This is a genomic window from Thioalkalivibrio sp. ALE31 (genome assembly GCF_000377405.1).
In the GTDB taxonomy this organism is placed as follows: Bacteria; Pseudomonadota; Gammaproteobacteria; order Ectothiorhodospirales; family Ectothiorhodospiraceae; genus Thioalkalivibrio.
The window spans coordinates 321,086-344,549 of record NZ_KB905020.1; the positions used below are offsets into that span (position 1 = coordinate 321,086).

21 protein-coding genes are annotated in these 23,464 nt (G+C 66.4%); 6 read left to right on the top strand and 15 right to left on the bottom strand.

All coding sequences use genetic code 11. From position 1 onward, the window contains the following. Positions 1-68 precede the first annotated feature (68 nt). Genes D103_RS0101530 through lpxB form a run of 3 tightly spaced genes read left to right on the top strand, consistent with a single transcriptional unit; the run spans position 69 to position 3,383 of the window. The gene (locus D103_RS0101530) at positions 69-1,082 is read left to right on the top strand and encodes a Gfo/Idh/MocA family protein (RefSeq protein WP_018866981.1); all 1,014 of its coding nucleotides are present in this window, start codon (positions 69-71) and stop codon (positions 1,080-1,082) included. Then, positions 1,079-2,176 (top strand): DegT/DnrJ/EryC1/StrS aminotransferase family protein, encoded by a 1,098-nt coding sequence (locus tag D103_RS0101535; protein WP_018875555.1) that lies wholly within the window; start codon positions 1,079-1,081, stop codon positions 2,174-2,176. The genes D103_RS0101530 and D103_RS0101535 overlap by 4 nt, the downstream gene beginning before the upstream one ends. Before the next feature lie 40 nt (positions 2,177-2,216). Further along, positions 2,217-3,383: a lipid-A-disaccharide synthase gene (gene lpxB, locus D103_RS0101540; RefSeq protein ID WP_018875556.1), complete on the top strand. Its 1,167-nt coding sequence runs from the start codon at positions 2,217-2,219 to the stop codon at positions 3,381-3,383. Between the two features lie 420 nt (positions 3,384-3,803). Here the strand turns inward: lpxB and lpxA are convergent, their stop codons facing one another. The 13 genes from lpxA to rpsB form a co-directional block, all read right to left on the bottom strand. Further along, the gene (gene lpxA, locus D103_RS0101545) at positions 3,804-4,586 is read right to left on the bottom strand and encodes an acyl-ACP--UDP-N-acetylglucosamine O-acyltransferase (protein ID WP_018875557.1); all 783 of its coding nucleotides are present in this window, start codon (positions 4,584-4,586) and stop codon (positions 3,804-3,806) included. Then, entirely contained in the window at positions 4,583-5,077 is a 495-nt protein-coding gene (gene fabZ, locus D103_RS0101550; protein WP_018866985.1) for a 3-hydroxyacyl-ACP dehydratase FabZ, read from the bottom strand. The genes lpxA and fabZ overlap by 4 nt, the downstream gene beginning before the upstream one ends. Before the next feature lie 95 nt (positions 5,078-5,172). Continuing rightward, positions 5,173-6,186: a UDP-3-O-(3-hydroxymyristoyl)glucosamine N-acyltransferase gene (gene lpxD, locus D103_RS0101555; protein ID WP_018875558.1), complete on the bottom strand. Its 1,014-nt coding sequence runs from the start codon at positions 6,184-6,186 to the stop codon at positions 5,173-5,175. Then, entirely contained in the window at positions 6,164-6,679 is a 516-nt protein-coding gene (locus D103_RS0101560; protein ID WP_026142999.1) for an OmpH family outer membrane protein, read from the bottom strand. The genes lpxD and D103_RS0101560 overlap by 23 nt, the downstream gene beginning before the upstream one ends. A 41-nt stretch (positions 6,680-6,720) precedes the next feature. Beyond that, the gene (bamA, locus tag D103_RS0101565; RefSeq protein ID WP_369772229.1) at positions 6,721-9,054 is read right to left on the bottom strand and encodes an outer membrane protein assembly factor BamA; all 2,334 of its coding nucleotides are present in this window, start codon (positions 9,052-9,054) and stop codon (positions 6,721-6,723) included. A gap of 72 nt (positions 9,055-9,126) precedes the next feature. Continuing rightward, entirely contained in the window at positions 9,127-10,488 is a 1,362-nt protein-coding gene (rseP, locus tag D103_RS0101570) for an RIP metalloprotease RseP (protein ID WP_018875560.1), read from the bottom strand. Further along, entirely contained in the window at positions 10,485-11,687 is a 1,203-nt protein-coding gene (gene ispC, locus D103_RS0101575) for a 1-deoxy-D-xylulose-5-phosphate reductoisomerase (RefSeq protein WP_018875561.1), read from the bottom strand. The genes rseP and ispC overlap by 4 nt, the downstream gene beginning before the upstream one ends. A 21-nt stretch (positions 11,688-11,708) precedes the next feature. Next, on the bottom strand, positions 11,709-12,545 hold the full coding sequence (locus D103_RS0101580) for a phosphatidate cytidylyltransferase (protein WP_018875562.1): 837 nt from the start codon (positions 12,543-12,545) through the stop codon (positions 11,709-11,711). Beyond that, positions 12,538-13,290, bottom strand: coding sequence for a polyprenyl diphosphate synthase (gene uppS / locus D103_RS0101585; RefSeq protein WP_018875563.1), 753 nt, complete (start codon positions 13,288-13,290; stop codon positions 12,538-12,540). The genes D103_RS0101580 and uppS overlap by 8 nt, the downstream gene beginning before the upstream one ends. 12 nt (positions 13,291-13,302) lie before the next feature. After that, complete coding sequence (frr, locus tag D103_RS0101590) at positions 13,303-13,860, bottom strand: ribosome recycling factor (protein ID WP_018866993.1); 558 nt, start codon at positions 13,858-13,860, stop codon at positions 13,303-13,305. Then, positions 13,853-14,590: a UMP kinase gene (gene pyrH / locus D103_RS0101595; RefSeq protein ID WP_018866994.1), complete on the bottom strand. Its 738-nt coding sequence runs from the start codon at positions 14,588-14,590 to the stop codon at positions 13,853-13,855. The genes frr and pyrH overlap by 8 nt, the downstream gene beginning before the upstream one ends. A gap of 102 nt (positions 14,591-14,692) precedes the next feature. Further along, positions 14,693-15,562 (bottom strand): translation elongation factor Ts, encoded by an 870-nt coding sequence (gene tsf, locus D103_RS0101605; protein ID WP_026280226.1) that lies wholly within the window; start codon positions 15,560-15,562, stop codon positions 14,693-14,695. Between the two features lie 57 nt (positions 15,563-15,619). After that, positions 15,620-16,393, bottom strand: a complete 774-nt coding sequence (rpsB, locus tag D103_RS0101610; RefSeq protein WP_018866996.1) for a 30S ribosomal protein S2 — start codon at positions 16,391-16,393, stop codon at positions 15,620-15,622. A gap of 246 nt (positions 16,394-16,639) precedes the next feature. Between rpsB and map the strand changes: the two genes are divergently transcribed. Then, entirely contained in the window at positions 16,640-17,425 is a 786-nt protein-coding gene (map, locus tag D103_RS0101615; protein WP_018866997.1) for a type I methionyl aminopeptidase, read from the top strand. A gap of 58 nt (positions 17,426-17,483) precedes the next feature. Continuing rightward, complete coding sequence (gene glnD, locus D103_RS0101620) at positions 17,484-20,159, top strand: [protein-PII] uridylyltransferase (RefSeq protein ID WP_018875566.1); 2,676 nt, start codon at positions 17,484-17,486, stop codon at positions 20,157-20,159. Between the two features lie 37 nt (positions 20,160-20,196). On the opposite strand, the gene D103_RS0101625 is transcribed toward glnD, so the two are convergent. Both D103_RS0101625 and D103_RS0101630 read right to left on the bottom strand, forming a co-directional pair. Continuing rightward, positions 20,197-20,955 carry an OmpA family protein gene (locus tag D103_RS0101625; RefSeq protein ID WP_018875567.1) on the bottom strand — a complete coding sequence of 253 codons (759 nt, stop codon included), beginning with the start codon at positions 20,953-20,955 and terminating at the stop codon, positions 20,197-20,199. Continuing rightward, the gene (locus tag D103_RS0101630; protein ID WP_018875568.1) at positions 20,955-22,016 is read right to left on the bottom strand and encodes a hypothetical protein; all 1,062 of its coding nucleotides are present in this window, start codon (positions 22,014-22,016) and stop codon (positions 20,955-20,957) included. Before D103_RS0101630 ends, D103_RS0101625 begins: the two co-directional genes overlap by 1 nt. Positions 22,017-22,384: 368 nt before the next feature. Here D103_RS0101630 and D103_RS0101635 point away from each other — a divergent pair, with 368 nt between their 5' ends. Beyond that, positions 22,385-23,287, top strand: a complete 903-nt coding sequence (locus tag D103_RS0101635) for a PhnD/SsuA/transferrin family substrate-binding protein (protein WP_231366572.1) — start codon at positions 22,385-22,387, stop codon at positions 23,285-23,287. Positions 23,288-23,464 lie beyond the last annotated feature (177 nt).

Below are 23,464 nucleotides of genomic sequence, written 5' to 3' on the forward strand. Positions count from 1 at the left end.
CCGCGCCGGGGATCCGTTACAATAGCGCCGAAAATCCTAGCACACCCCCTCCGGATCCGAGCCTACCCATGTCCCAATCCCCGTTACGCTGCGCCGCCATCGGCGTGGGCCACCTCGGCAGATGGCATGCCGCCAAGTACGCTGCGCTGCCGGATACCGAGCTGGTGGCCGTGGTCGACGCCGACCCCGAAACCGCCCAACGCGTGGCGGCCGACAACGACTGCCGCGCGGAGACCGATCATCGCGCCCTGATCGGGCAGGTCGATGCGGTCTCCATCGCCGCCCCCACCACCCTTCACTACGACATCGCCCGCGATTTCCTCGAGGCCGGCTGCCACGTGCTCGTGGAGAAGCCCATCACCGCGACCCTGGAGCAGGCCGAGGCCCTGAACCGGATCGCCGAGAAGCAGGGCGTGGTACTCCAGGTCGGGCATCTGGAACGCTTCAATGCCGCCCTGCGCCGACTGACCGAGAGCCCGCTGCATCCCCGATTCATCGAGTCCCATCGCCTGGCGCCCTACAAGCCTCGCGCCACCGATGTCTCGGTCGTCCTGGACCTGATGATCCACGACATCGACATCATCCTGTCGCTGGTGGACGCGCCGCTGACCGAGATCCGCGCCTCCGGTGCCCGGGTGCTGACCGGCGACATCGACATCGCCAACGCCCGCCTGGAGTTCGCGAACGGCTGCGTCGCCAATGTCACCTCCAGCCGCATCAGCACCAAGTCCGAGCGCCGCATGCGCATCTTCCAGTCGCATGCCTACGCATCCGTCGACTTCCAGAATCGCATCCTGTCGCTGAACCATATCGGTGACCCCGATCCGGAGACCGGCGCCCCGGCCATCCATCGCGAGGAGAGTGTGTTCGACGAGGCCGATGCCCTGCTCGCCGAGATCCAGGCTTTCGTGGCCGCGGTCCGCGGCCAGGGTCCGGTCGTCGTCAGCGGCCGCGACGGCCAGCGCGCGCTGGAGACGGCCAGCCGCATCACCGACCTGGTCTATGAAAACCTGAACATCATGAGCCGGGCCGACGGCCCGCACAGCCACCTCGATGCGAACCCCACAGGAGTCAAGCCGTGATCCCGATGGTCGACCTGCAGCGCCAGTACCAGAGCCTGCGCCCCGAAATCGATGCCGCCCTTCAGGACGTGCTGGCCGGCGCCCGTTTCATCCTGGGCCCCAATGTGCAGACCCTGGAACAGGAACTGGCCGACTACCTCGGCGTCGAGCACGCGATCACCTGCGCGTCGGGCACCGATGCCCTGCATCTGGCCCTGGCCGCGGCCGGGATCGGCCCGGGTGACGAGGTCATCACCACCCCGTTCACCTTCATCGCCACGGCCGAGGCCATCCGCTACGTCGGGGCCGACCCGATCTTTGTGGACATCGACCCGCGCACCTTCAACATCGATCCGGATCAGGTAGAGGCTGCGATCACCGAACGCACCCTGGCGATCCTGCCGGTGCACCTGTTCGGCCAGCCAGCCGACATGCCACGCCTGCAGGCCATCGCCGAGAAGCACAAGGTGATGATCGTGGAGGACTGTGCGCAGTCCTTTGGCGCGACGGTCGACGGCGTGCAGACCGGTGCGGGCAATGCCTTCGGCTGCTTCTCGTTCTTCCCCAGCAAGAACCTCGGGGCCTTCGGCGACGGCGGCCTGGTCACCACCAGCTGCCCGTCGTCCGCCGAGGCCCTGCGCCGTCTGCGCAATCACGGTTCCAGCGAGCGCTACTACCACGACGAGATCGGCTACAACAGCCGGCTGGACGAGATGCAGGCCGCGATCCTTCGGGTGAAGCTGCCGCACATCGATACCTACAACGCGGAGCGCCGCCGGGTCGCCGCGCGCTACCGCGACGGCCTGGCCGGCCTGCCCGTGGAGGTGCCCTTCGAGGACGGTATCGGGACCCACGTCTACCATCAGTACACGCTGCTGACCGATCACCGCGATACCATCATGGAGGCCCTCAAGGCCGCCGAGGTCGCCTGCGCGATCTACTACCCAGTGCCCCTGCACCAGCAGAAGGCCTTCGCCGACCTGAAGAATCGCCCGGAATCGCTGCCCGTCACCGAAGACATCGCCGCGCGCTGCCTGTCGCTGCCCGTGTTCCCCGAACTCGAGGACGCGACCATCGACATGATCTGCGGGAAGATCCGCGAAGCCCTCGCATGACGCCACCCCGCCCCGCGCCGACTGGAGCCCCGCTCCGGCAATGACGCAGCATGTGGTGATCTGCGCCGGCGAAAGCTCGGGAGACGCCCTCGGGGCGGGGCTGGTCCACGAGCTCTCCGCGCTCGAGCCCGGACTGCGCTACTCGGGCATGGGCGGGACACAGATGCGGGCCGCCGGCGTCGACACGCTGATCGACGTCTCCGAGCTCGCGGTGGTCGGCCTGGTCGATGTGCTGGTGAACTACCCGCGCCTGCGCCGGCTGTTCCGGCGCATGAGCCGCCATCTCGAAACCGAGCGTCCGGACCTGCTGGTCCTGGTCGACTACGTGGAGTTCAACCTGCGCCTCGCGGCACATGCCCGCCGCCTCGGGATTCGTGTGCTGTTCTACGTCAGCCCGCAGCTTTGGGCCTGGCGCTCCGGGCGCATCAAGCGCATTCGCCGCTGCGTCGACGCCATGGCGGTCCTGTTCCCGTTCGAGACCGAGGTCTACGAGACCGCCGGCGTACCGGTGCGCTATGTCGGCAACCCGTTGGTGGACCGGGTGCAACCGCCGCAAACACCGATTCGGGAAACGCTGGACCTGCTGCCCGAGACGCGACTGGTTGGCCTGTTGCCCGGCAGCCGGAGCGGCGAACTGAAGCGCCACTGGCCCATGCTCGTAGACACGGTCCGGCGCATCCATGCCGCGCATCCGGATGTACGGTTCGTGGTTTCGATGGCACCCGGGGTAACGACCGATCGCTTGACCGAGCTCGCGGCCTGGGACGACCTGCCCCTGCAGTTCGTGGGAGGTGATGCGCAAACCCATTCCCTGATGGCCGGGGCGGATCTCCTGCTGATTGCCTCCGGCACAGCCACGCTCGAGGCCGGACTGCTCCAGGCCCCGATGCTGGTCTTCTACCGGATGGGGGCCGTGAGCCATGCTGTGTTCTCGCGCCTCGTTCGCCTCGAGAACATCGCCCTGGTCAATATCGTCGGGGGCGAGCGCCTGGTACCCGAGTACCTGCAAGAAGATGCCAGCCCCGAGCGCCTCGCGCGGGATGCCATGAGCCTGCTCACACACCCCGAGGAACGGTTGGCCATGCGTGAACGGCTGGCCCGCGTGCGAGAACGCCTGGGGGATGGTGGGGCCGACCGCCGCGTCGCCGAAATGGCGCAGGAACTCCTCCAGCACGGCCATCTGTTGACTAGGGAGACGCTGATTTAATCACAGAGGACACGGAGTGCACGGAGAAGGGAAAGGTCAAAGGCGGTATACAGGAAGCTGGGAAGGCAGGAAGGGGTTACAGGGGTGAGGCGCCGGTGGGCTCGGGGGCATCTGGGAGCTCCTGAGGGAGCGTGGCTGCGAACGTAGCGCGACTATGTTCCGTGAGACGGGGCGCCCTCGACGTTCGCCACGTCGCTTTGTGACCCAAAATGACGAATGGGTCGCCCCCGGATCACATACCGGTGATGGCCCATTCACTTTGCGGTTACAGCAACGGCCCGCCAGAAAGGCCCGTTTACTGAAACCATCTGAATCGGAATTTCTTCGCCCCTTCCGACCTTCCTGTGAATCGCCTTTGCCCTTCTCCGTGCACTCCGTGTCCACTGTGGTTCCATGACCGAGGGAGTTGGAGCGCAAAGGTCAGTGGGGGCGGCCGCCGCGCAGGATGCCGCGCCGGCTGCCACGGACGAACCCGATCAGGTTGCGCACCTCGGGGAAATCGGTCTCCTCGAACATCGTGTCGAGGTGGCTCTCGCGGCCGGCCCGGCCGCGCATGCCCTGAATGAATACCCGATGGAGCGCCTGGATGGCCTCGTTGGAAAAGCCATTGCGCTTGAGCCCCACCTTGTTGATCCCGATCAGACGCGCGTAGTTTCCGCTCGCCAGGCAGTACGGCGGCAGGTCGCGGTTCAGGGCGGCCCCCATGCTGGTAAAGGCATAGGTCCCCACCCGGCAGAACTGATGCACCAGGGTGAACCCCCCCAGTGTTGCGTGATCCTGGATCTCCACATGCCCGGCCAGCGAAGTGGCGTTGGAGAAGATGATGCTGTTGCCAATGGTGCAGTCGTGGGCGATGTGCACGTACGCCATGATCAGGTTGTCGTGCCCGATCACCGTTTCGCCCAGCCCCTTCTCGGTGCCCCGGTGCAGCGTCACCGATTCGCGGATCACGTTGCGGTCACCGATCACCAGCCGGGTCGGCTCGCCGCGATAGCTGGTGTCCTGCGGCTCCTCCCCGAGCGAGGAGAACTGGAAAATCCGGTTGTCGCGCCCGATCTCCGTGGGCCCGTTAATCACCACGTGCGGCCCGACCCGGGTCCCGGCGCCGATCTTCACGTTGGCACCGATCACCGAGAACGGTCCGATCTCCACCGAGGAGTCGATCTCGGCACTGGGATGGACGTCGGCCCGCGGATCAATCACGCCGGAATTTCCTGGCCGGAACACATCAGTTGTGCGGTGGCGCAGACATCCTCGCCGACCTTCGCTACCGCATCGAAGCGCCAGATCCCGCGCACCGTACGCTTGAGATCAACCCGCAGGTGAAGCTGATCGCCGGGCACCACCTGACGCCGAAAACGCGCCTCGTCGATGCCGACGAACAGGTAGAGCTGCTGCTTGTCCTGATTCTCGTTGCGCGCCTCTTCCGTCTTGAATGCCAGGAGCCCGGTCGCCTGGGCCAGGGCCTCGAGGATCAGGACCCCCGGCATCACCGGCTTGATCGGGAAATGGCCCTGAAAATACGGCTCGTTGATGCTGACATTCTTGATCCCCGTGAGATAGCTGCCCGCCTCCCACTCCAGCACCCGATCCACCATGAGGAACGGGTAGCGATGCGGCAGGTAGCGCATGATCTCCTGGACGTTAAAGTCATCCACGCCGGTGTCCTTTTTCTGATTCTTGAGATGCCGCATACGGACCGCTGCGCGGACGTGCGATACGACGTTCGATCGGTTCTTCGCCCGTACATGGGCCAGAACCGGCTGTTCCCGGGACGGGATCGTCCCCCCTAACGTGCCAGGCGTCGCAGCCGTGCCAGCATGCGATTCCACAGCCGCGCCTCCTGATGCGGCACCCCGGACGCGTAGTGACCCGCCCGGTCGATGGAGCGCGTAACCAACGTCATCGCGTGGATCGTCACGTGATCCGCAATGGAAAGATGCCCCAGGATCCCGGCGCCGCCCCCGATCGCGCAATGGGCCCCGATACGGGCACTCCCCGCAATGCCCACACAGCCGGCAATGGCAGTATGGTCGCCAATCTCGACGTTATGGGCAACATGAACGAGGTTGTCGATCTTCACACCGGTGCCGATGCGCGTCGCCTGCAGCGCCCCGCGATCAATGGTGGTATTAGCCCCGATTTCCACATTCGAGCCGATCACGACGCGGCCCAGCTGCTCGATCTTCTCCCAGCCGTTGCCGCCGGCCGATGCGAAGCCGAAGCCGTCGGCGCCGATCACGCAGCCGCTGTGCAGGATGCACCGTTCCCCGACCTCCACCCCATCGAGCAGCGTCACGCGCGGGTACAGGAAGGTGCCGGCCCCGATGGTGACGCCCTCACCGACCACACAATGCGCGGACACCACGGCCCCCGCGCCGATCACCGTCCCGGCACCAATCACGGCGCCAACCGCGACGCTTGCATCGGCCGCCACCGAAGCACCGGGATCGACGAACGCACCCGGATGTACGCCCGCGGGCCGCAAGCGGCGGCGAGCGCCGAGGCACTGACTCGCACGTGCATAGCCCAGGTAGACATCCTGCAGCACAATCAGGGGCCGCCCGGGAATCACAGGCAGGTCCGCGGTTGCGGGCACCAGGATCACGCCCGCAGCACAGTTCTCGATTTCTTCGGCATGCCGGTCGGGGTCGGTGACGAAGGTCAGATCCCCGGGTCCGGCTGCGGCCAGCGGGGCCAGCCCCGCAACCCGCCGCTCACCCTCGCCGACAAGCCGCCCGCCCAGGGTTTCCGCCAGCTCGCGGGCGGTATACCCGCCGTCAGTCGCGCTGCATTGCGGCAAGGATGTCGTCCGTAATATCGATGCGATCGCTGGCGTAGAGCACGTTACGCTCGGTGAGGATCAGGTCGATGTCGCGTTCGCGGGCGAGGTCGACGATGGCATCGTTGATACGCCGCTGGAGCTTGGCCAGCTCCTCGTTGCGACGCACGTTCAGGTCCTCGCTGAAGCTCTCCTGGGCCCGCCGGAACTCGCGCGAGCGCTGCGAAAACTCGCGTTCCAGGTCGGCACGTTCCGACGGATTCATCAGGTCCCCGTCGCGCTCCAGCCGGTCCCGCAGGCGCTGCAGCTCCTCGCGTTCCGCCACGAGTTCCGAGTCACGCGGGGAAAATTCGCGCTCCAGTTCGCGCATCGCCTCCTCGGCCTGCGGCGAATCCTCGAGGATCCGGTTCATGGTGACGAAGGCCACGTTCTGCGCGCCCGCCGCCGCCGGCAGCGCCAGCCACCCGCTGACGACCATCATCACGATCACCCACCAGGCTAGCCCGGATCTCATACCGCCTCCCGATGCCCTGGCATCGCTTGCATCGACCATCTTCAGAAACTGGCCCCCAGCAGGAACTGGAAGCGCTGCAGATCATCACCCGGCTGGTTGTTGAACGGCTCGGCCACACTGAAGCTCAACGGCCCCACCGGGGAGAACCAGGTGACCGCGACCCCGGCCGATGCGCGCAACTCGCTACTATCGAAATCCGACACCTGATCGAACACGTTCCCGGCATCCACGAAAGTACTCATGCGCACCGCGTCGTTGTCGGCGGCAAACGGCATCGGGAAGAACAGCTCCGCGGACAGCGTGGTCCGGAAGCGACCCCCGTAGGGATCGTCGTTCGAATCACGCGTCGCGGGCTGGCCATCCCGCAGCGGGCGCAGGTCGCCCAGGCGGTTGTCCTCATACCCGCGCACGGAGCGAATGCCGCCGGCGAACAGCCGTTCGTAGAACGGCACCTCGTCGCCCCCGTAGCCATCCGCATAGGCCAGCCCGGCCGACAGACTGAAGGAATAGCGATCGGACAGCCGGAAGATCTCCTGGCCCGAGTACGTCAGCTTGTAGAATTCGCGGTCACTGCCCGGAATCGCCACTTCCAGTCCGACCCGGTGCCGCCGACCTTCCGAGGCGAAGGTCGTGCTGTCCCGCGTGTCATGGACGTAGCTGGTCTCCAGCTTGTAGAGATTCGCCGAGTCACCGAACTCGTCCAGCTCGTCAATGATCTCGTCCGGTGTGCCGATGCGCGTCGCAGACGCCTCGACCGTCTCGATTTCGATGTTCTCGAAACCGGGCCGGACCTGGATGCGGTCGAATTCCGACAGCGGGATGCCGTAGGTCACGTCGAAGCCAAAGCGATTCGACGAGTACCGCGAGATGTTCGCCTCCTCGGCATCGATCTTCCGGTAAAAGACAGAGAATCCGCGGCTCGCGCCGGACGGCGTGAAGTGCGGATTGGTCACGCTCATCCGGAACAGCTGGTTGACCTTGCTGGTACTGACCTCGGTCGAGAAGCGGTTCCCGGTCCCGAGAAAGTTGTCCTGGGTCAGACTGGCGGTCAGCAACAGGCCCTGGTTCTGCGAGAAGCCGGCCCCCAGGGACAGGGCCCCGGACTGCTGCTCGGTCACGGTGATGTTCAGGTCCACCTCGTCATCCGTACCGGCGACCCGCTCGGTCTCCACGTTCACACTCTGCACGAACGGCAAGCGCTGGATGCGCACCCGCGAGCGCTCGATCAGCGCGCCGTTGTACCAGGCGCTCTCCATCTGGCGCAGCTCGCGGCGATAGACCCGCTCCTCGGTGTTCTGGTTGCCGGTAATGCGGATGTTACGCACATACACGCGCGGCCCCGGGTCAACGAAGAAGGTAATCGCGACCTCACGGTTGTCCTCGTCCACATCGGGGACCGGGTTCACGTTGGCGAAGGCATAGCCCTCGCGTGTCAGCCGCTCGCTGATGCGCTCCGCCGACTCGGTGATCTGGCTGCGCGAGAACGGCGCGTCGATATCCACCTCGATCAGGTCTTCCAGCTCCTCGCGCGGGATGACGAATTCGCCGGCCAGATCCACGCCAGTCACCGTGTAGCGCTCGCCCTCGTCCACGTTGATGGTGATGAACAGGTCCTTGCGATCGGGCGTCAGGGTGACCTGCGTGGAGTCGATGTCGAACTCCAGGAACCCCTGGTCGAGGTAATGCGAACGCAACTGCTCCAGGTCTCCGGAGAGCTTTTCGCGGGAGTAATTGTCGCGGCGACTGAAGAATGCCCACCAGCGGGGCACCCCGGATTCAAAACCGCGGGTCAGCTCGCGCGTGCTGTAGCTCTCGTTGCCGACCACGTTGACCTGGCGGATCTTCGCCACCGGCCCCTCCGCGATGTCGATCTCCACGTCCACGCGGTTGCGCGGCAGCTCGACGATCTCGACGTCGATCTGGACGTTGTAGCGGCCACGGGCGAAGTATTGCTGGCGCAGTTCGCTCTCGATACGGTCCAGCATAGTCCGGTTAAACACCCGCCCCGAGCGCAGGCCCGCGGAGTTCAGGGCCTCGCGCAGCCCGTCGTCCGGGATGTCGCGGTTGCCGGAGAAGTTGATCTCGTTGATGGCGGGGCGCTCCGAGACGATCACCACCAGCACGTCACCGCGTCGCGCGATCTCGACGTCGTCAAAGAAACCGGTCTGGAACAGCTCGCGGATCACCTCCGGACTGCGACTGTCGTCGAAGGTATCGCCCACCTGCACGGGCAGATAGCTGAGCGCGGTGCCGGCGGTGATCCGCTCGAGCCCCTCGATCTCGATGTCCTCGATCTCGTAGGCCTGCCCCCAGGCCGTCCCCGCCAGGCCCAGCAAGCCGATCAGGGCCATTCCTCTCAAGCTGTTTCGCGCCATGCTCTCCGCCAGAAAAAGGCCGCTCGGCAGACCCGTCGAAGACCCTCGATCCGGAGGGGCCCGTCGCCACGCCTAGCCGAACAGTCGTGTCAAATCATTGTACAGGGCCAGTGTCATCAGGCCCGCGATCGCCAGGAGCCCCACCTGCTGTCCGATGATCTGGGTACGCTCCGACACCGGGCTGCCCTTGACCGCCTCGGCGGCGTAATACAGCAGATGTCCGCCATCCAGCATCGGGATCGGCAGCAGGTTGATGATCCCGAGGGACACACTGACCAGCCCCAGGAAACCCAGAAAAGCCGAGATCCCGATCAGCGCCGAGACCCCCGCGAACTCGGCTATGGTAACCGGTCCGCTGATATTTTTAACCGACGCATCCCCGGTGATCATTCGCCACAGGATGCCGAGCGTCAGGACCGAGACATCCCACGTGCGCTGGACACCGGACACAAAGGCCGACACCGGGCCCTGACGCACCAGGACCGCCATCTCCCGCGCCGCCGGCTGATCCGGGTCCACCCCGGCACCGATCCGGCCGATGCGCGTGCCCTCATGATCCACAGCCTCCGGCGTCATGCGCAGCTCCAGGGTTCGGCCATCCCGCTCGACCGTCACCTGCAAGTCCGTCTCCGGACGGGCACGCACGCGCTCGACCCAGTCGTTCCAGTCGGTCACCGCGTCGCCATCCACGGCCAGCACGCGATCACCCGGCTCCAGCCCCGCCGCCGCGGCGGGGCTCCCGGCCTCGACCGCGCCGATACGCGGTTCCAGCGCGGGGCGATACGGCCGCAAGCCCAGCTTGTCGAGGAACTGCCCCTCGCCCAGCAGCGCCTGGCGATCGCGCAGATCCACCTCGCGCTCGAACTCGCGACCCTCCACATCCCGCACCAGCAGGGTCACGGCCTCGCCGCGCACGGCATGATCCAGCAGCCGCAGGTTGGCCTGCTCCCAGTCCACGACCGCGCGATCCCCCACCCGCAGGATCTCCTGCCCGCGCTCGAGCCCGGCCTCGGCGGCCGGCGTCTCCGGCGCCACCTCGCCCAGAATCGGCTTGACCCCTCCCACGCCCACCATGAACATCACGGCGTACACCACGATGGCCAGGAGGAAATTCGCCGCGGGTCCCGCCGACACCACAAAGGTACGGGCCTCGAGACCCTTCTGGTTGAAGGCGCGCGGGACCTCCTCCGGCGCGACGGCCCCCTCGCGCTCATCCAGCATCTTCACGTAGCCGCCCAGGGGCAGCGCGGCGATCACGAACTCCGTCCGATCCCGTCCGAAGTAGCGCTTGTACAACGGGCGCCCGAAACCGACCGAAAACCGCAGCACCTTGACACCCATCAGGCGCGCGGCCAGGTAATGTCCATACTCGTGCACGGTCACGAGCACGCCGATCGCCACCGCAAATGCCAGCAGGCTCGTCAGAAAGGTCATGACACCACTTGCCGTGCGTTCGCCACCTGCTCCCCGGCGATCGCGCGTGCCTTCCGGTCAGCGCTCAACACCCGCTCCAGCGAGTCCACCGGCTCGGCCTCGATGGCATCGAGAGTGGCGGCGATCACCACGGGGATCTCGCTGAACGCCAGGCGTTCGGCGAGAAACGCCTCCACCGCCACCTCATTCGCCGCGTTCAGCACCGCCGTCGCCGTCCCCCCGCGCTCCAGGGCCTGATAGGCCAGCCCCAGCGCAGGGAAGCGCGCCGCTTCCGGTTCGGAGAACTCCAGCCGGCCCATGGTCAGAAGGTCCAGGGGCTCGACCCCGGATTGCATGCGCTCGGGCCAGGCCAGGGCATGGGCAATCGGTGTTCGCATATCGGGATTCCCGAGTTGCGCGAGCACAGAGCCGTCGTCATAGGCCACCATCGAGTGCACGATACTCTGCGGATGCAGCACCACCTGGATCGTCGCCGGCGGTACTGCGAACAGCCAGCAGGCCTCGATCACCTCCAGGCCCTTGTTCATCATCGTTGCGGAGTCCACCGAGATCTTGCGCCCCATCTCCCAGTTGGGATGAGCGCAGGCCTCGTCCGGGGTGATGCCGGCAAAGCTGTCCAGCGGACGATCGCGAAACGGCCCGCCCGACGCGGTCAGCCAGATCCGGCGGGCACCATGACGTGTCACCGGCTCCGCACAGACGTACCCGTTCGGCAGGCACTGGAAGATCGCGTTGTGCTCGGAATCGATGGGCAGCAGGCACGCCCCGGAGCGCCGCACGGCATCCATCAGCAAGGCGCCGGACATCACCAGCGCCTCCTTGTTCGCCAGCAACACCCGCTTGCCTGCCTCCGCCGCGGCCAGCGTGGGCAACAGCCCGGCGCCCCCCACGATCGCGGCCATCACCGCGTCCACCTGCGGCGCGCGCGCCACCTCGGCCAGGGCCTCCGCGCCCGCGCGCACCTGCGTGCGCGAACCGGACGCCGCCAGGGCCGTGCGCAGGGCATCCGCGGCATCCGCATCGACCATCACCGCGACGTCCGGCGCGTGCCGGAGGCACTGCTCGCGCATACGTTCCACATTGCGATGAGCCGTCAGGGCATGGACGCGGAACCGTTCCGGCTGACGCGCCACCACGTCCAGCGTGCTCAGCCCGATACTGCCGGTCGATCCGAGAATGGTGAGCTGCGTCGTCTTCATGAGTACCTGCGCCTGCGCGCGCTATCCCGTCACCGGCGAGGCCGGTATCAGCGCCAGCCACAACAGCCCGGCCAGGAACACCGGGGCGGCTGCAACCATACTGTCGAACCGGTCCAGAATACCCCCGTGACCCGGCAGCAAGGAACCACTGTCCTTGGCCCCGGCCTCGCGCTTCAGGATGCTCTCGAACAGGTCCCCGACCACCGACACCAGACCGATCAGTACCGACAGCAGAAGGAAGACCAGCGCGTCCATCGGGGCAAGCCCCCACCCGATCGCCACCACGGTCGCGAAGGCCAGTACCGTGAGCAGGCCGCCGAACAACCCCTCGCGGGTCTTTCCCGGGCTGATATGGGGCGCCAGCGGGTTGCGGCCGAAGGCCTTGCCGGCGAAGTAGGCGCCCGTATCCGCGAGCCCCACCAGCACCACCAGATACACCACCAGCAACGGGGCCAGTGCGTGCAACCAGACGAGGCCCATTCCGGCCGGCACCAGGGTGAGGATCGCCGCAACCGCAAACAGCGGTCCATGTCGGCCGCGCGCGCCCTCCTCGTGTTCCCGGTAGAACGGCAGCACCAGCAGGATCACCAGCCACCACAGCAGGGCCAGGCCCAGAATCAGGTAGTGCAGCGCCCCTGCGGGGGCAGTTCCAAGCGCCAGCACGGGGGCGCCCACGGCCGCGACCAGCGCGGCGCGGGCACCGTGGCCCACCAGTCCCGCCAGGCCGCCCCATTCCCAGGTGGCCAGCCCGAGCACCAGCACCACCAGGAGCAGCACGGCCCAGTTGGGGCCCCAGGCCACCAGGGCCAGGGCCGGCAGGCCCAGGGCCGACGCCGTCAGGATCCGTTGCCTAAGCACCGGTCGCCTCCCCCGGCGCGGCCGCGTCGCCCGCGGCCGGCACGCGCCCGAAGCGGCGCTGGCGGCTTGCGTACCAGGTCAGCCCTTCCTCCAGCTCCGTATTCGTCACATCCGGCCAGAAGGTCTCGATGAACAGCAGTTCGGCGTAGGCCGCCTGCCACAAGAGGAAATTGCTGACCCGGTGTTCACCCCCGGTGCGGATCAGCAGATCCACGTCCGGCAGGCCGGCCGTACTCAGATATCCGGAGAAGGCGGCCTCGGGGTCCGCTCCGCGGTCGCTGTCGGCCACCCAGCGGCGGGCCGCCTGCAGGATGTCCCAGCGCCCGCCATAGCCCAGTGCGACCACCAGGCACATCCGATCATTGCCGGCGGTGGCGTGCTCGGCCTCGGTCATGCGTGCCTGAAGATCGGACGGGAACGTCGCGCGATCCCCGATAAAGCGCAGCGCGATACCCCGCTCGACGAGCTCCGGAAGCTCCGCCTCGATGGCGGAAACAAACAGGTCGAACAGGGCCTCGACCTCTTCCCGGGGGCGGCCCCAGTTCTCGCTGCTAAAGGCAAACAGGGTGAGGGTGCCAACGCCCTGTTCGGCAAAGAAGCGCACGGCGTTGCGCGTCGCCTCCAGCCCGGCGCGGTGGCCTTCGGATCGGCTCAGACCGCGCGCCTCGGCCCAGCGGCCGTTGCCATCCATGATGATGGCCACATGCGCGGGAAGCCCATCGCGGGGTTTGGGGATAACCGGCATCGTGCGCGCCGGTCAGACTTCCATCAACTCGGCTTCCTTGTCCGCCAGCATCGCGTCGATCTTGGCGATGTGGTCGTCGGTCAGCTTCTGGACCTGCTCCTGGGCCTTGTGCTCGTCGTCCTCGGACATCTCCTTGTCCTTGACCAGCTGCTTGAAGGCATTGTTGGCGTCACGCCGGATATTGCGCACGGCGACCCGTGCGTGCTCGGCCTCCGCCTTCACCACCTTCACCAGCTCGCGGCGGCGCTCTTCCGTCAGCGCCGGCAGCGGCACCCGGATCACGGTCCCCATGCTCGCCGGGTTCAGCCCCAGATCGGAGGTCATGATGGCCTTCTCGACCTTACCCACCATGTCCTTCTCGTACGGCACCACGGCCAGGGTGCGCGCATCCTCGGCCGTGATGTTCGCGACCTGGTTGATCGGCACTTCCATGCCGTAGTACTCCACGTGCACGTGCTCGAGCAGCGTGGGGTGCGCCCGCCCCGTGCGGATCTTCGACAGTTCGTTGCGCAGCGCTTCCAGGCTCTTGTCCATGCGCTCGCGCGCGTCCTTGATGGTGGCGTCACTCATTGCGGGATCCCTCGACCAGGGTACCCACCGCCTCGCCCATCACGAGCCGCTGCAGGTCGCCCCTGGCAAACATGTTCATTACACGAATCGGCAGGCCGTTGTCGCGGCACATCACCAGGGCCGTGGTATCCATCACGCCCAGGCGCCTTTCCAGCGCATCATCGAACGTCAGGCGTTCAAAGCGTCGGGCATCCTTGCTCTTGACCGGGTCGGCATCGTAGACACCGTCGACCTTGGTCGCCTTGATCATGATATCGGCGTTGATCTCGATCGCCCGCAGGCTGGCCGCGGAGTCCGTCGTAAAGAACGGATTACCGGTCCCGGCCGCGAACACCACGATCCGCCCCTTCTCGAGATGGCGCACCGCACGGCGCCGGATGTAGTCCTCGCAGACCTGGTTGATCCGGATCGCCGACATTACTCGAGAGAAACGCCCGGCCCGCTCGATCGCATCCTGCAGCGCCAGCGCGTTGATCACCGTCGCCAGCATGCCCATGTGATCACCGGTCACCCGGTCCATACCGCCCTGCGCCAGACCCGCACCGCGGAAGATATTACCGCCACCGATCACGATGCCGACCTCTACCCCCATGCGGGAGAGCTCCGAGACCTCTTCGGCCACCTGCGCCAGGACATCCGGGTCCACCCCGTAGGATTGCTGGCCCATCAGGGCCTCCCCGCTCAACTTCAGAAGGATGCGCCGGTACGCGGGCTGGCTGTCCTGACTCATGGAGTTCCTTATCTCGGGCTCGTTATTCTCGCTTGCCAGTTTTTTCTGGCCCTCTTATCCGGAAACGGCCGCTTCAAGCGGCCGCCCCGGGATCCTGCTGGATCAGGCGCCGCGCGCCTGAGCCATGACCTCTTCGGCGAAGTTCTCGGTCTTCTTCTCGATGCCCTCGCCCACTTCATAGCGGATGAATCCGGACACCGACGCACCCTTGCTCTCCAGCAACTGGCCGACGGTCTGATCGGGGTCCTTCACGAACGGCTGGCCGACCAGGGTAATCTCGCCCAGGTACTTGCGGATCCGGCCCTCGATCATCTTCTCGATGATGTTCTCGGGCTTGCCGGACTCCTCGGCCTGCGCCTTGAAGATCGCGCGTTCCTTGTCGAGCAGCTCGGTCGGCACCTGGCTTTCGTCCACGCACACCGGGTGGCTGGCCGCGATATGCATGGCGATGTCCTTCGCCAGCGCCTCGTCGCCGCCGTTCAGGCCGACCAGCACGCCAATGCGGGCGCCATGCTGGTAGAAGCCCAGGGCCCCTTCCGCGCTCATTCGTTCGAAGCGACGCACCTGGACGTTCTCGCCCACCTTGGCGATCAGCTGGGTGCGCTGCTCTTCCAGGGTCTGGCCATCCACGGTCTCGGCCATCAGACCCTCGACGGAATCGGCTGCGGTGTTCAGCGCCACCTTGGCGCAGGTGCCGGTGAAGGCACGGAAGTTGTCGTCATTGCCAACGAAGTCGGTTTCGCAGTTGATCTCGACGATCACGGCCTGCGAACCCTCGCAGGCGATCTCGACCCGGCCCTCGGCCGCAACCCGATCCGCCTTCTTGTCGGCCTTGGCCATGCCGGACTTGCGCATGGCTTCCACGGCCGCTTCCAGGTCTCCCCCGGTCTCGGTCAGGGCCTTCTTGCATTCCATCATGCCGGCGCCAGTGCGCTCGCGCAGTTCTTTCACTTGTGCAGCAGTAATCTGCATCGTTGGTGCTCCTGAATCATGCTCGGACCGGCCGCCTCGGGCGGCCGGTCCCGGTTATCAAGCGGGGTTGGCGGGCGACGCGGTGTCGTCGGAACCTTCGGCCGCGGCCGGCTCGGCGAACTCTTCTTCGCTCACGCCACCGGTGCTCACGGCGCCCTTGGCCTCGATGATCGTGTCGGCGATCGCGGCCACGTAGAGCTGGATGGCACGCATCGCGTCATCATTGCCCGGGATCACGTAGTCCACGCCTTCCGGGGAATGGTTGGAATCGACCACTGCCACCACCGGGATGCCGCGCTTCTTCGCCTCGGCCACGGCAATCTTTTCGTAGCCCACGTCGATCACGAACATGGCGTCGGGCATGCGGTTCATGTCCTTGATACCGCCCAGGCTGCGATCCAGCTTTTCCTTCTCGCGGCGACGGCTCAGGGCCTCGCGCTTGTTCAGGACCTGGAAGCTGCCGTCGGCGTCCATCGTCTCGAGATCCTTCAGGCGCTTGATCGACTGCTTGACCGTGTTGAAGTTGGTCAGCATCCCGCCCAGCCAGCGGTGGCTCACGTGCGGCATGCCGCAGCGACGTGCCTCTTCCGCCACCACGTCGCGCGCCGAGCGCTTGGTGCCGACAAACAGGATCTGGCCGCCGTCGGCGGCGAGCTTGCCGAGGAAGTTCAACGCGTCGTTGAACATCGGCAGGGACTTCTCGAGGTTGATGATATGAATCTTGTTGCGTTCCCCGAAGATGTACGGGGCCATCTTGGGATGCCAGTAACGCGTCTGGTGGCCGAAGTGCACGCCGGCCTCCAGCATCTGTCGCATAGTCACGAGGGACATGAGGTTTCTCCTGTAACGGGTTGAGCCTCCACGTATCCCGATCTGAAACCCGAACCGAATCTTCTTTCGCGAGCGGGCACCCGACAGACCGTGCCGATACGTGTGTGGATTTAGGTTTCGAACACCGGCCCCGCAAAGGGCGGCATCCGGCCCCGCCGAATTGCCAGCGAGGCGCGCGCTTTATAGCATAGGACGCTTACCCGAACCAAACGCCGAGCCCCTCCGGGCGCCGCGGCGGGAGCCCCCATGTCCGTTTCCATCAAGACCCCCGAAGAGATCGAACACATGCGCGTCGCCGGCCGCCTGGCCGCCGAAGTCCTCGAGATGATCGAGCCCCATGTGCAGGCCGGCGTGACCACCGGGGAGCTGGACCGGATCTGCCACGACTACATCGTGAACACCCAGGACGCGATCCCGGCCCCGCTCAACTACCGGGGCTTTCCCAAGTCGATCTGCACCTCGGTGAACCACCAGGTCTGCCACGGCATCCCGGGCGACCGGAAGCTGAAGAACGGCGACATCCTCAACATTGACATCACCGTCATCAAGAACGGCTTTCACGGCGATACCAGCCGCATGTTCGTGATCGGCAAGGCCGGCATCCAGGCCCAGCGGGTGATCGACGTGGCGCGCACCAGCATGTACCTCGGCATCCAGCAGGTCCGCCCCGGGGCCACGCTGGGCGACATCGGACACGCCATCCAGGAATACGCCGAGGCCCGGCGCTGCTCCGTGGTGCGGGAATTCTGCGGTCACGGGATCGGGCGCGGCTTTCACGAGGACCCACAGGTCCTGCACTACGGCAAGCCCGGCACCGGCATGACGCTGGAGGAAGGCATGTGCTTCACCATCGAACCCATGATCAATGCCGGACGCCGGCATACGCGCATCCTCGCCGACGGCTGGACCGCCGTGACCAAGGATCACAGCCCCTCGGCCCAGTGGGAGCACACCATCCTGGTGACCGCGGATGGCTACGAGATCCTGACCCTGCGCAAGGACGAAACCCCGCCCCAGGAGATCGCGGCCTGATCCGGGCTTTTCGCCTCCCTTACCCGCCGATTCGCACCAACAACGCCACGGAGTTGCAATGAATCCTGCGGGCAGCACCCCCGGCGAACTCGATACCCCGGCCTTCACCGCCGACTGGGGCGAGGACTACCAGCGCCTGAGCCGCAACCCGGGGAACATCGCCCTGTTCCGGGACCGCCGCCGCGCCATCCTGGAGCAGCAGTACCAGGGCTTTCGCGACGGCATGCCCATCGCCGAACTGATCCATGGCCATGCCCGGCGCATCGACGAGCTGCTCAAGCTGATCTGGGCGCAGAAGGGCCTGGCCGACGACGACCGGCTGTGCCTGATCGCAGTCGGGGGCTACGGGCGCGGCGAACTGCATCCCGCCTCCGACATCGATATCCAGATCATCCTCGAGGGCGAGCACGACCGTGCCCGCTTCGACCGCATCAGCGATTTCGTCACCTTCCTCTGGGATATCGGCATCGAAGTCGGACACAGCGTGCGCAGCATCGAAGACTGCACCCGCGAGGCGCGCGACGACATCACCGTTGCGACCAACCTGATCGAGGCCCGCTACCTGGCCGGTCATCTGGGTCTGTTCAACGACTTCCGCCAGGCCATCGAACCCGATCGCATCTGGGACTCGCGCAGTTTCTACGCCGCCAAGCTGGCGGAACAGCAGGCCCGGCATCGCCGCTTCGGCGAGACCGCCTACCGCCTGGAGCCAAACGTCAAGGAAGGCCCTGGCGGGCTGCGCGACATCCAGATGATCGGATGGGTCACCAAGCGCCACTACGGCGCCGAGCGCATCGAGGAACTGGTCTCGCTGGGCTTCCTGCGCGAGGGCGAATTCCGCGAGATGATGGAGGGCCAGAACTTCCTCTGGCGCGTGCGCTTCGCCCTGCACATGCTGGCCGGCCGCCGCGAGGACCGCCTGCTGTTCGACCTGCAGCGCCAGCTGGCCAACACCTTCGGCTTCGTCGACCAGAACCACAACCGGGCGGTCGAGCAGTTCATGCAGCGCTACTTCCGCACCATCAACGACCTCGAGCGCCTGAACGAGCTGCTCCTGCAGCACTTCAACGAGGCCATCCTCGACAATCCCGAAGACCTGCAGGACCCGGTCCGCATCCATCAGCGCTTTCAGGTTCGCGGCGGCTACCTGGAGGCCGCCCACGACCAGGTCTTCATGATCTACCCCCCGGCGCTGCTGGAAGTCTTCCGCCTGCTGCAGGAGCACCCCGAGATCCAGGGCATACGGGCCTCCACCATCCGCCTGATCCGGGCGCATCGCCACCTGATCGACGGTCATTTCCGGCGCAACCCGGTCTGCCGGGAGCTGTTCATGGACATCCTGCGGGCCCCGCGCGGCATCACCAGCCAGCTCCGCCGGATGAACCGCTATGGCGTGCTGGGCAACTATCTTCCGGCCTTCGGCCGCATCATCGGGCGCATGCAGTATGACCTCTTCCACGCCTACACCGTGGACGAACACACCCTGAACGTGGTGCGCAACGCGCGCCGGCTCGCCCTGCCCGAGTTCGCCCACGAACAACCCCTGGCGCACCGCATCCACGCGAGCCTGGAACGGCCGGAACGCCTGGTCCTGGCCGCGCTGTTTCACGACATCGCCAAGGGTCGCGGCGGCGACCACTCCGAGCTGGGCGCCCACGACGCCCTGCACTTCTGCCAGCAACACGGGCTCTCGGACGCCGATGCCGGGCTGGTCGCCTGGCTGGTGCGCTCGCACCTGCTGATGTCCCTCACGGCCCAGCGCAAGGACATCTCGGACCCCGAGGTGGTCCTCGGCTTCGCACGGGAGGTCGCCACCGGCGAACGCCTGGACTTTCTCTATCTGCTCACGATTGCCGATATCCGCGGCACCAACCCGGAGCTATGGAACAGCTGGAAGGATGCCTTGCTCCAGACCCTCTACCACGCCACGCGCAACGTCCTCGATCGTGGCCTGGACACCCCGCCGGACATGGACGAGCAGATCCGCCAGACGCGCGTCGAGGCGCTCGAGCGGCTGCAGCAACAGGGTTTCGATCCGGAACAGGCGCGTCGGCTGTGGGATGAACTCGACGACGAGTATTTCCTCCGCCATTCCGCCGACGAGATCGCCTGGCATGCCCAGGCCCTGCTCCCGCTGGAACCGGACGCGCTCCCGCTGATCCTGGTACGCCCCAAGACCTCGCGCGGCAGCACCGAGATCTTCGTCTATGCCGAGGATCACCCGCAGATCTTCGCCCGCATCACCAGCGCATTGACCCAGCTCGGGCTCGACATCGTAGACGCCCGCATCATCACCACGGCGGGTGGCCGCACCCTGGATACCTTCCTGGTCCTGGAGAGCGGCGGCGGCCAGACCGTCGATGCCGGCTATCGCGCCGACGAGATCCGCCACGCTCTGGAGCAGGAACTCGCCCGCCAGGGCCGCACCCCCAACCCCGCCACGCGTCAGCTACCGCGACGCCTCAAGCACTTCGACGTGGACACCCGCATCGAATTCGAGCCGGCGCCCGGGGGCCACGCCACGCGCATGCGCCTGCGGGCCCTGGATCGACCGGGCCTGCTGTCCACCATCGGGCATATCCTTGGCGAGCAGGGTATCGACGTCCGCACCGCCCGCATCGCCACGGCCGGCGAACAGGTCGAAGACAGCTTCCTGCTGAGCCGACCCGGGCGCACCCCGCTGGACGCCGAGGCACAGACCCGACTGCGCGAGGCCCTGCTTCAGGCCCTCTGACGCCGAGGGAAACACTGATTAAGTGTTCCCCTTACGATCAGCGCCCGCGCGCCTCCAGCGGCAAGGGTTCCGGCGCCGCCGGCGAGGCCTCGCCCAGCAGGCGCGTTTCAAAGTCCGTCAGCACGCTGAATTCGACCCGTCGGGAGGCCCGGCGGTCCTCCTCGCCCTGTGCATCCAGCACCCGCCGCGAAGATGACAGGCCCACGGCGGCGACCCGCGAGCGAAACCAGTCTGCCTCCTGCAGGGGTTCCAGCTGGTAGGCATATTCCAGCACCGCCCGCGTGCGCCGCTGGCTAAGATCCATGTTGCCGAAATAAGCCTCCAGGGGATCGTCGCTCCCGGCCCACTCACTCGACGTGTGGCCTTCGATCCGCACCTCCCGGATCACCTCGGCGAACGGGCGCAGCTGTTCGGCATAGCGCGGCATGAAATCCGCCAGAATGGCCTCGAATCGCGGCCGGATGGAGGATGAACTGCGCTCGAACAGGACCTCCGGCTCACGGAAACGCAGCGTCAGGCTGTCGCGATCCAGCTCCGCGTTCCAGCGCGGCAGATCCTCCCGGAACTCCTCCTCCAGCACCGAATAGATCGCCGCGCGCAGCGCGGCCGCCTCGTTGCGGACCTCGGTGTGGGCCGCGCTCTCGCGCTCCACCTGCACCATGTGCAGCAGGGCCAGGAACAGGAAGATCATCATCAGTGCGGCCATGAGGTCCGCCACCGCCAGCCAGTGCGAGCCCTGATCGGCCTCGTTCCCGCCACCCGGCCCTCGGCGGCGACGCGCGAGCCAGGCCAGCATCAGCTACGCCCGCCCGCGGATACGGCCGGAGCGGCGCGCTCGGCACCCCAGCGACCCTCGGCCGCATGGCCCGCCTGCACGGCATTCTCGATACTCTCGAGCATCGCCTCCAGGCGAGCGTCCATCGCCGGGAAGGCCTCGGTGGCGCGGTCGCGCAGCGCCGCGATACTGCCCAGAAGCGCCTCCAGCTCCACCGTCTCCCGGCGCAGGCTGGACAGTGTCGATTCCTGGTCCTCCACGTGCCGGGTGATCTGCAGGGCCTGGCCGGTCATCCGCTCCAGGGTCTGCTCGGTTTGCTCCACCCCGGCCCGCGCCTGGTCGAACGCGCGGTGCAGGCCGTCCATCTGCTGACGGTACTGCTCCTGCCATTCCACCAGCCGGGCCACCGAGTCATCCAGACGCCGGAAGTTCTCGCCGAACTGCTCGCCCAGGCGGCTGTTGAAGTCGTGAATCACCCGCTCCAGGGCCTCCACCAGATGCCCGCTGCTCATCTCCGTGATGCGCTCGGCCATGCCGTCCAGGGTCCGGGTCAGTTCGCGGTGCTGCTGTTCCAGCCGCGCATCGAGGCGCTGATCCAGCTTGCGCACCGCCTCGCCCACGGCGAGCGTGGCGTCGCGCTGCTGCGTCGCCAGTTCTGCGTCACGGGATGGCCCGCTCGCGGCGCGTGTGGGCGAGGATTCGGTGGCCGATACCGGCGCCGGCGCCGGCGCGATCACCTGCACGATGCGCAGCACGGCGGCCAGCAGGATGCCCACGATACTGGTCACGAAGGCCAGCTTGAGACCCTCCAGCAGTGCAGGGATGCTGGCCTCGACGCGGCCGGCATCGAAATCCAGCAGGCCAATGGCAACACCCAGAAAGGTCCCGAGGATCCCGAGGGTCGTCAGCAAGGTGGGCGCTGCCCCCTGAAAGGCCTCCGCACGGCGCAGGGCGGTGGCCGCCAGGCCCGCCAGGAACAACCCGAACAGCAACAGCGCAAACAGCCCAATCACCGTCAACGGACTCAAGTCCTGCAGGCTGGCCAGGAGGGCTTCGGCCACCCGATCCAGAATTCCGCTCATTTTCATTCCTCCAGGCCGCGGGCACTTCACGCCCCACGCCGTATTGCGAACCTCTCGCAACAATACCTAGCAAGAATAGAGCCAGCCCCACCAATCCGCGTCAGCAAGCGCCCCATCCGCCCGGCAAGGCCATCCCGAAGCACAGAACGACAAATTCTCGACACACAAGGCCACGGGATTCTCGCCTGCCTCGACTAACGCATGTCCATTAATTGACGCATCACGAAGGGACGGAATGAACACCCCACCCCGTCTACTCAATGAATCCCTGCAAGAAATCGAACTAACCCATGAACCCCTGGTTCACCCGCACACCTCGCCGCGCCGGCGAAGTCCAGCTCCGCCGACGCACGCCGATACGCGTCAGCATGATGCTAACGCTGCTGGGGCTTTGTGCATGGGGGCAGGCCGGTGCGCTGGAAGAGACACCGCCCCAGTCGGCCACGCAGTCGCCGCCGCTTGTGTTCGGACTCCAGCCATTCGCCAGCCCCCCGGCGCTTTTCCAGCGCTACGCCCCCCTGCGTGACTGGCTGGCGAACGAAACGGGCCATCCCACTAGGCTTGAGTCCGCACGCGACCTTGCCACACTGGTTGCCCGCGGGCGCGACGAGCGTTACGACCTCATGCTCGTGGCGCCCCATGTGGTCCCCCTGCTGCTGGATCACGCGCCCTATCACCTTGTCGCCCGCACCGAGGAACAGCTCGCGATGGTGCTTTTGGTTCGCCCCGGGGATTCGATCGCATCCATATCCGACCTGGCCGGCCGAACCATCGCCGCTCCATACGAGGAAAGCCGTGCCGCGACCCTGGCGCGAGGCGTCACGGATGCGCAGGATTGGCCAGACCCGCCCGGCCCCCCGCGTTATCGGTACTACCATCACAACAGTGCGGCCATCGCCGCGTTCCAGCGCGAGCTCACCGACGCCCTGGTCATGATCATCGAGGGCACCGTGCTGCCCGCCCCGCCCCCTCCGAACCCGCGCCGACCACGACATCTCTCCCTGGCAGACGGCAGTCTGGTGCGAATCCTGGCGCAGTCCGAGCGCTTTCCCGGCCTGGCGCTCCTGATACACGAGCGGCTCGCCGAACAAGTACCCGACCTGGACGCCCGCGTGACCTCCATGCCGCGCGACGAGGCGGAAGCGACACTGCTACGCCAGATCGGTCACCGCAGCTTCGTCTCTACACACGCCGGGGAATACACGAGCTTCCGCGGCGCACTCGAGTCGATGGAAAGGCAGCTCGAACTGGAGACACCCAACCCGCCATAACGCACCGTTCGCAACCACCAGGTTACGGGCTGCCATGAAAGGCCTCCGGATGAACCATCATCACGGATGGGCATCCTTCGACCAGTCCCGTAGAATGACGGGGTTTGCATCATTCTCGTCCCGCCATCGACACGGGCGGACACGCGACCCGGGTACTCCTCATGACCTCGTCCGGCC

Bases quoted from the DNA above. Each gene is read 5' to 3' on its own strand.
- D103_RS0101625 (WP_018875567.1), bottom strand. From the start codon at position 20,955: ATGCTGGCCTGGCTCGCGCGTCGCCGCCGAGGGCCGGGTGGCGGGAAC.
- glnD (WP_018875566.1), top strand. From the start codon at position 17,484: ATGAATCCTGCGGGCAGCACCCCCGGCGAACTCGATACCCCGGCCTTC.
- tsf (WP_026280226.1), bottom strand. From the start codon at position 15,562: ATGCAGATTACTGCTGCACAAGTGAAAGAACTGCGCGAGCGCACTGGC.
- D103_RS0101635 (WP_231366572.1), top strand. From the start codon at position 22,385: ATGATGCTAACGCTGCTGGGGCTTTGTGCATGGGGGCAGGCCGGTGCG.
- fabZ (WP_018866985.1), bottom strand. From the start codon at position 5,077: ATGCGGCATCTCAAGAATCAGAAAAAGGACACCGGCGTGGATGACTTT.
- map (WP_018866997.1), top strand. From the start codon at position 16,640: ATGTCCGTTTCCATCAAGACCCCCGAAGAGATCGAACACATGCGCGTC.
- bamA (WP_369772229.1), bottom strand. From the start codon at position 9,054: ATGGCGCGAAACAGCTTGAGAGGAATGGCCCTGATCGGCTTGCTGGGC.
- D103_RS0101530 (WP_018866981.1), top strand. From the start codon at position 69: ATGTCCCAATCCCCGTTACGCTGCGCCGCCATCGGCGTGGGCCACCTC.
- D103_RS0101630 (WP_018875568.1), bottom strand. From the start codon at position 22,016: ATGAGCGGAATTCTGGATCGGGTGGCCGAAGCCCTCCTGGCCAGCCTG.
- rseP (WP_018875560.1), bottom strand. From the start codon at position 10,488: ATGACCTTTCTGACGAGCCTGCTGGCATTTGCGGTGGCGATCGGCGTG.
- ispC (WP_018875561.1), bottom strand. From the start codon at position 11,687: ATGAAGACGACGCAGCTCACCATTCTCGGATCGACCGGCAGTATCGGG.
- pyrH (WP_018866994.1), bottom strand. From the start codon at position 14,590: ATGAGTCAGGACAGCCAGCCCGCGTACCGGCGCATCCTTCTGAAGTTG.
- lpxB (WP_018875556.1), top strand. From the start codon at position 2,217: ATGACGCAGCATGTGGTGATCTGCGCCGGCGAAAGCTCGGGAGACGCC.
- rpsB (WP_018866996.1), bottom strand. From the start codon at position 16,393: ATGTCCCTCGTGACTATGCGACAGATGCTGGAGGCCGGCGTGCACTTC.
- uppS (WP_018875563.1), bottom strand. From the start codon at position 13,290: ATGCCGGTTATCCCCAAACCCCGCGATGGGCTTCCCGCGCATGTGGCC.
- frr (WP_018866993.1), bottom strand. From the start codon at position 13,860: ATGAGTGACGCCACCATCAAGGACGCGCGCGAGCGCATGGACAAGAGC.
- D103_RS0101560 (WP_026142999.1), bottom strand. From the start codon at position 6,679: ATGAGATCCGGGCTAGCCTGGTGGGTGATCGTGATGATGGTCGTCAGC.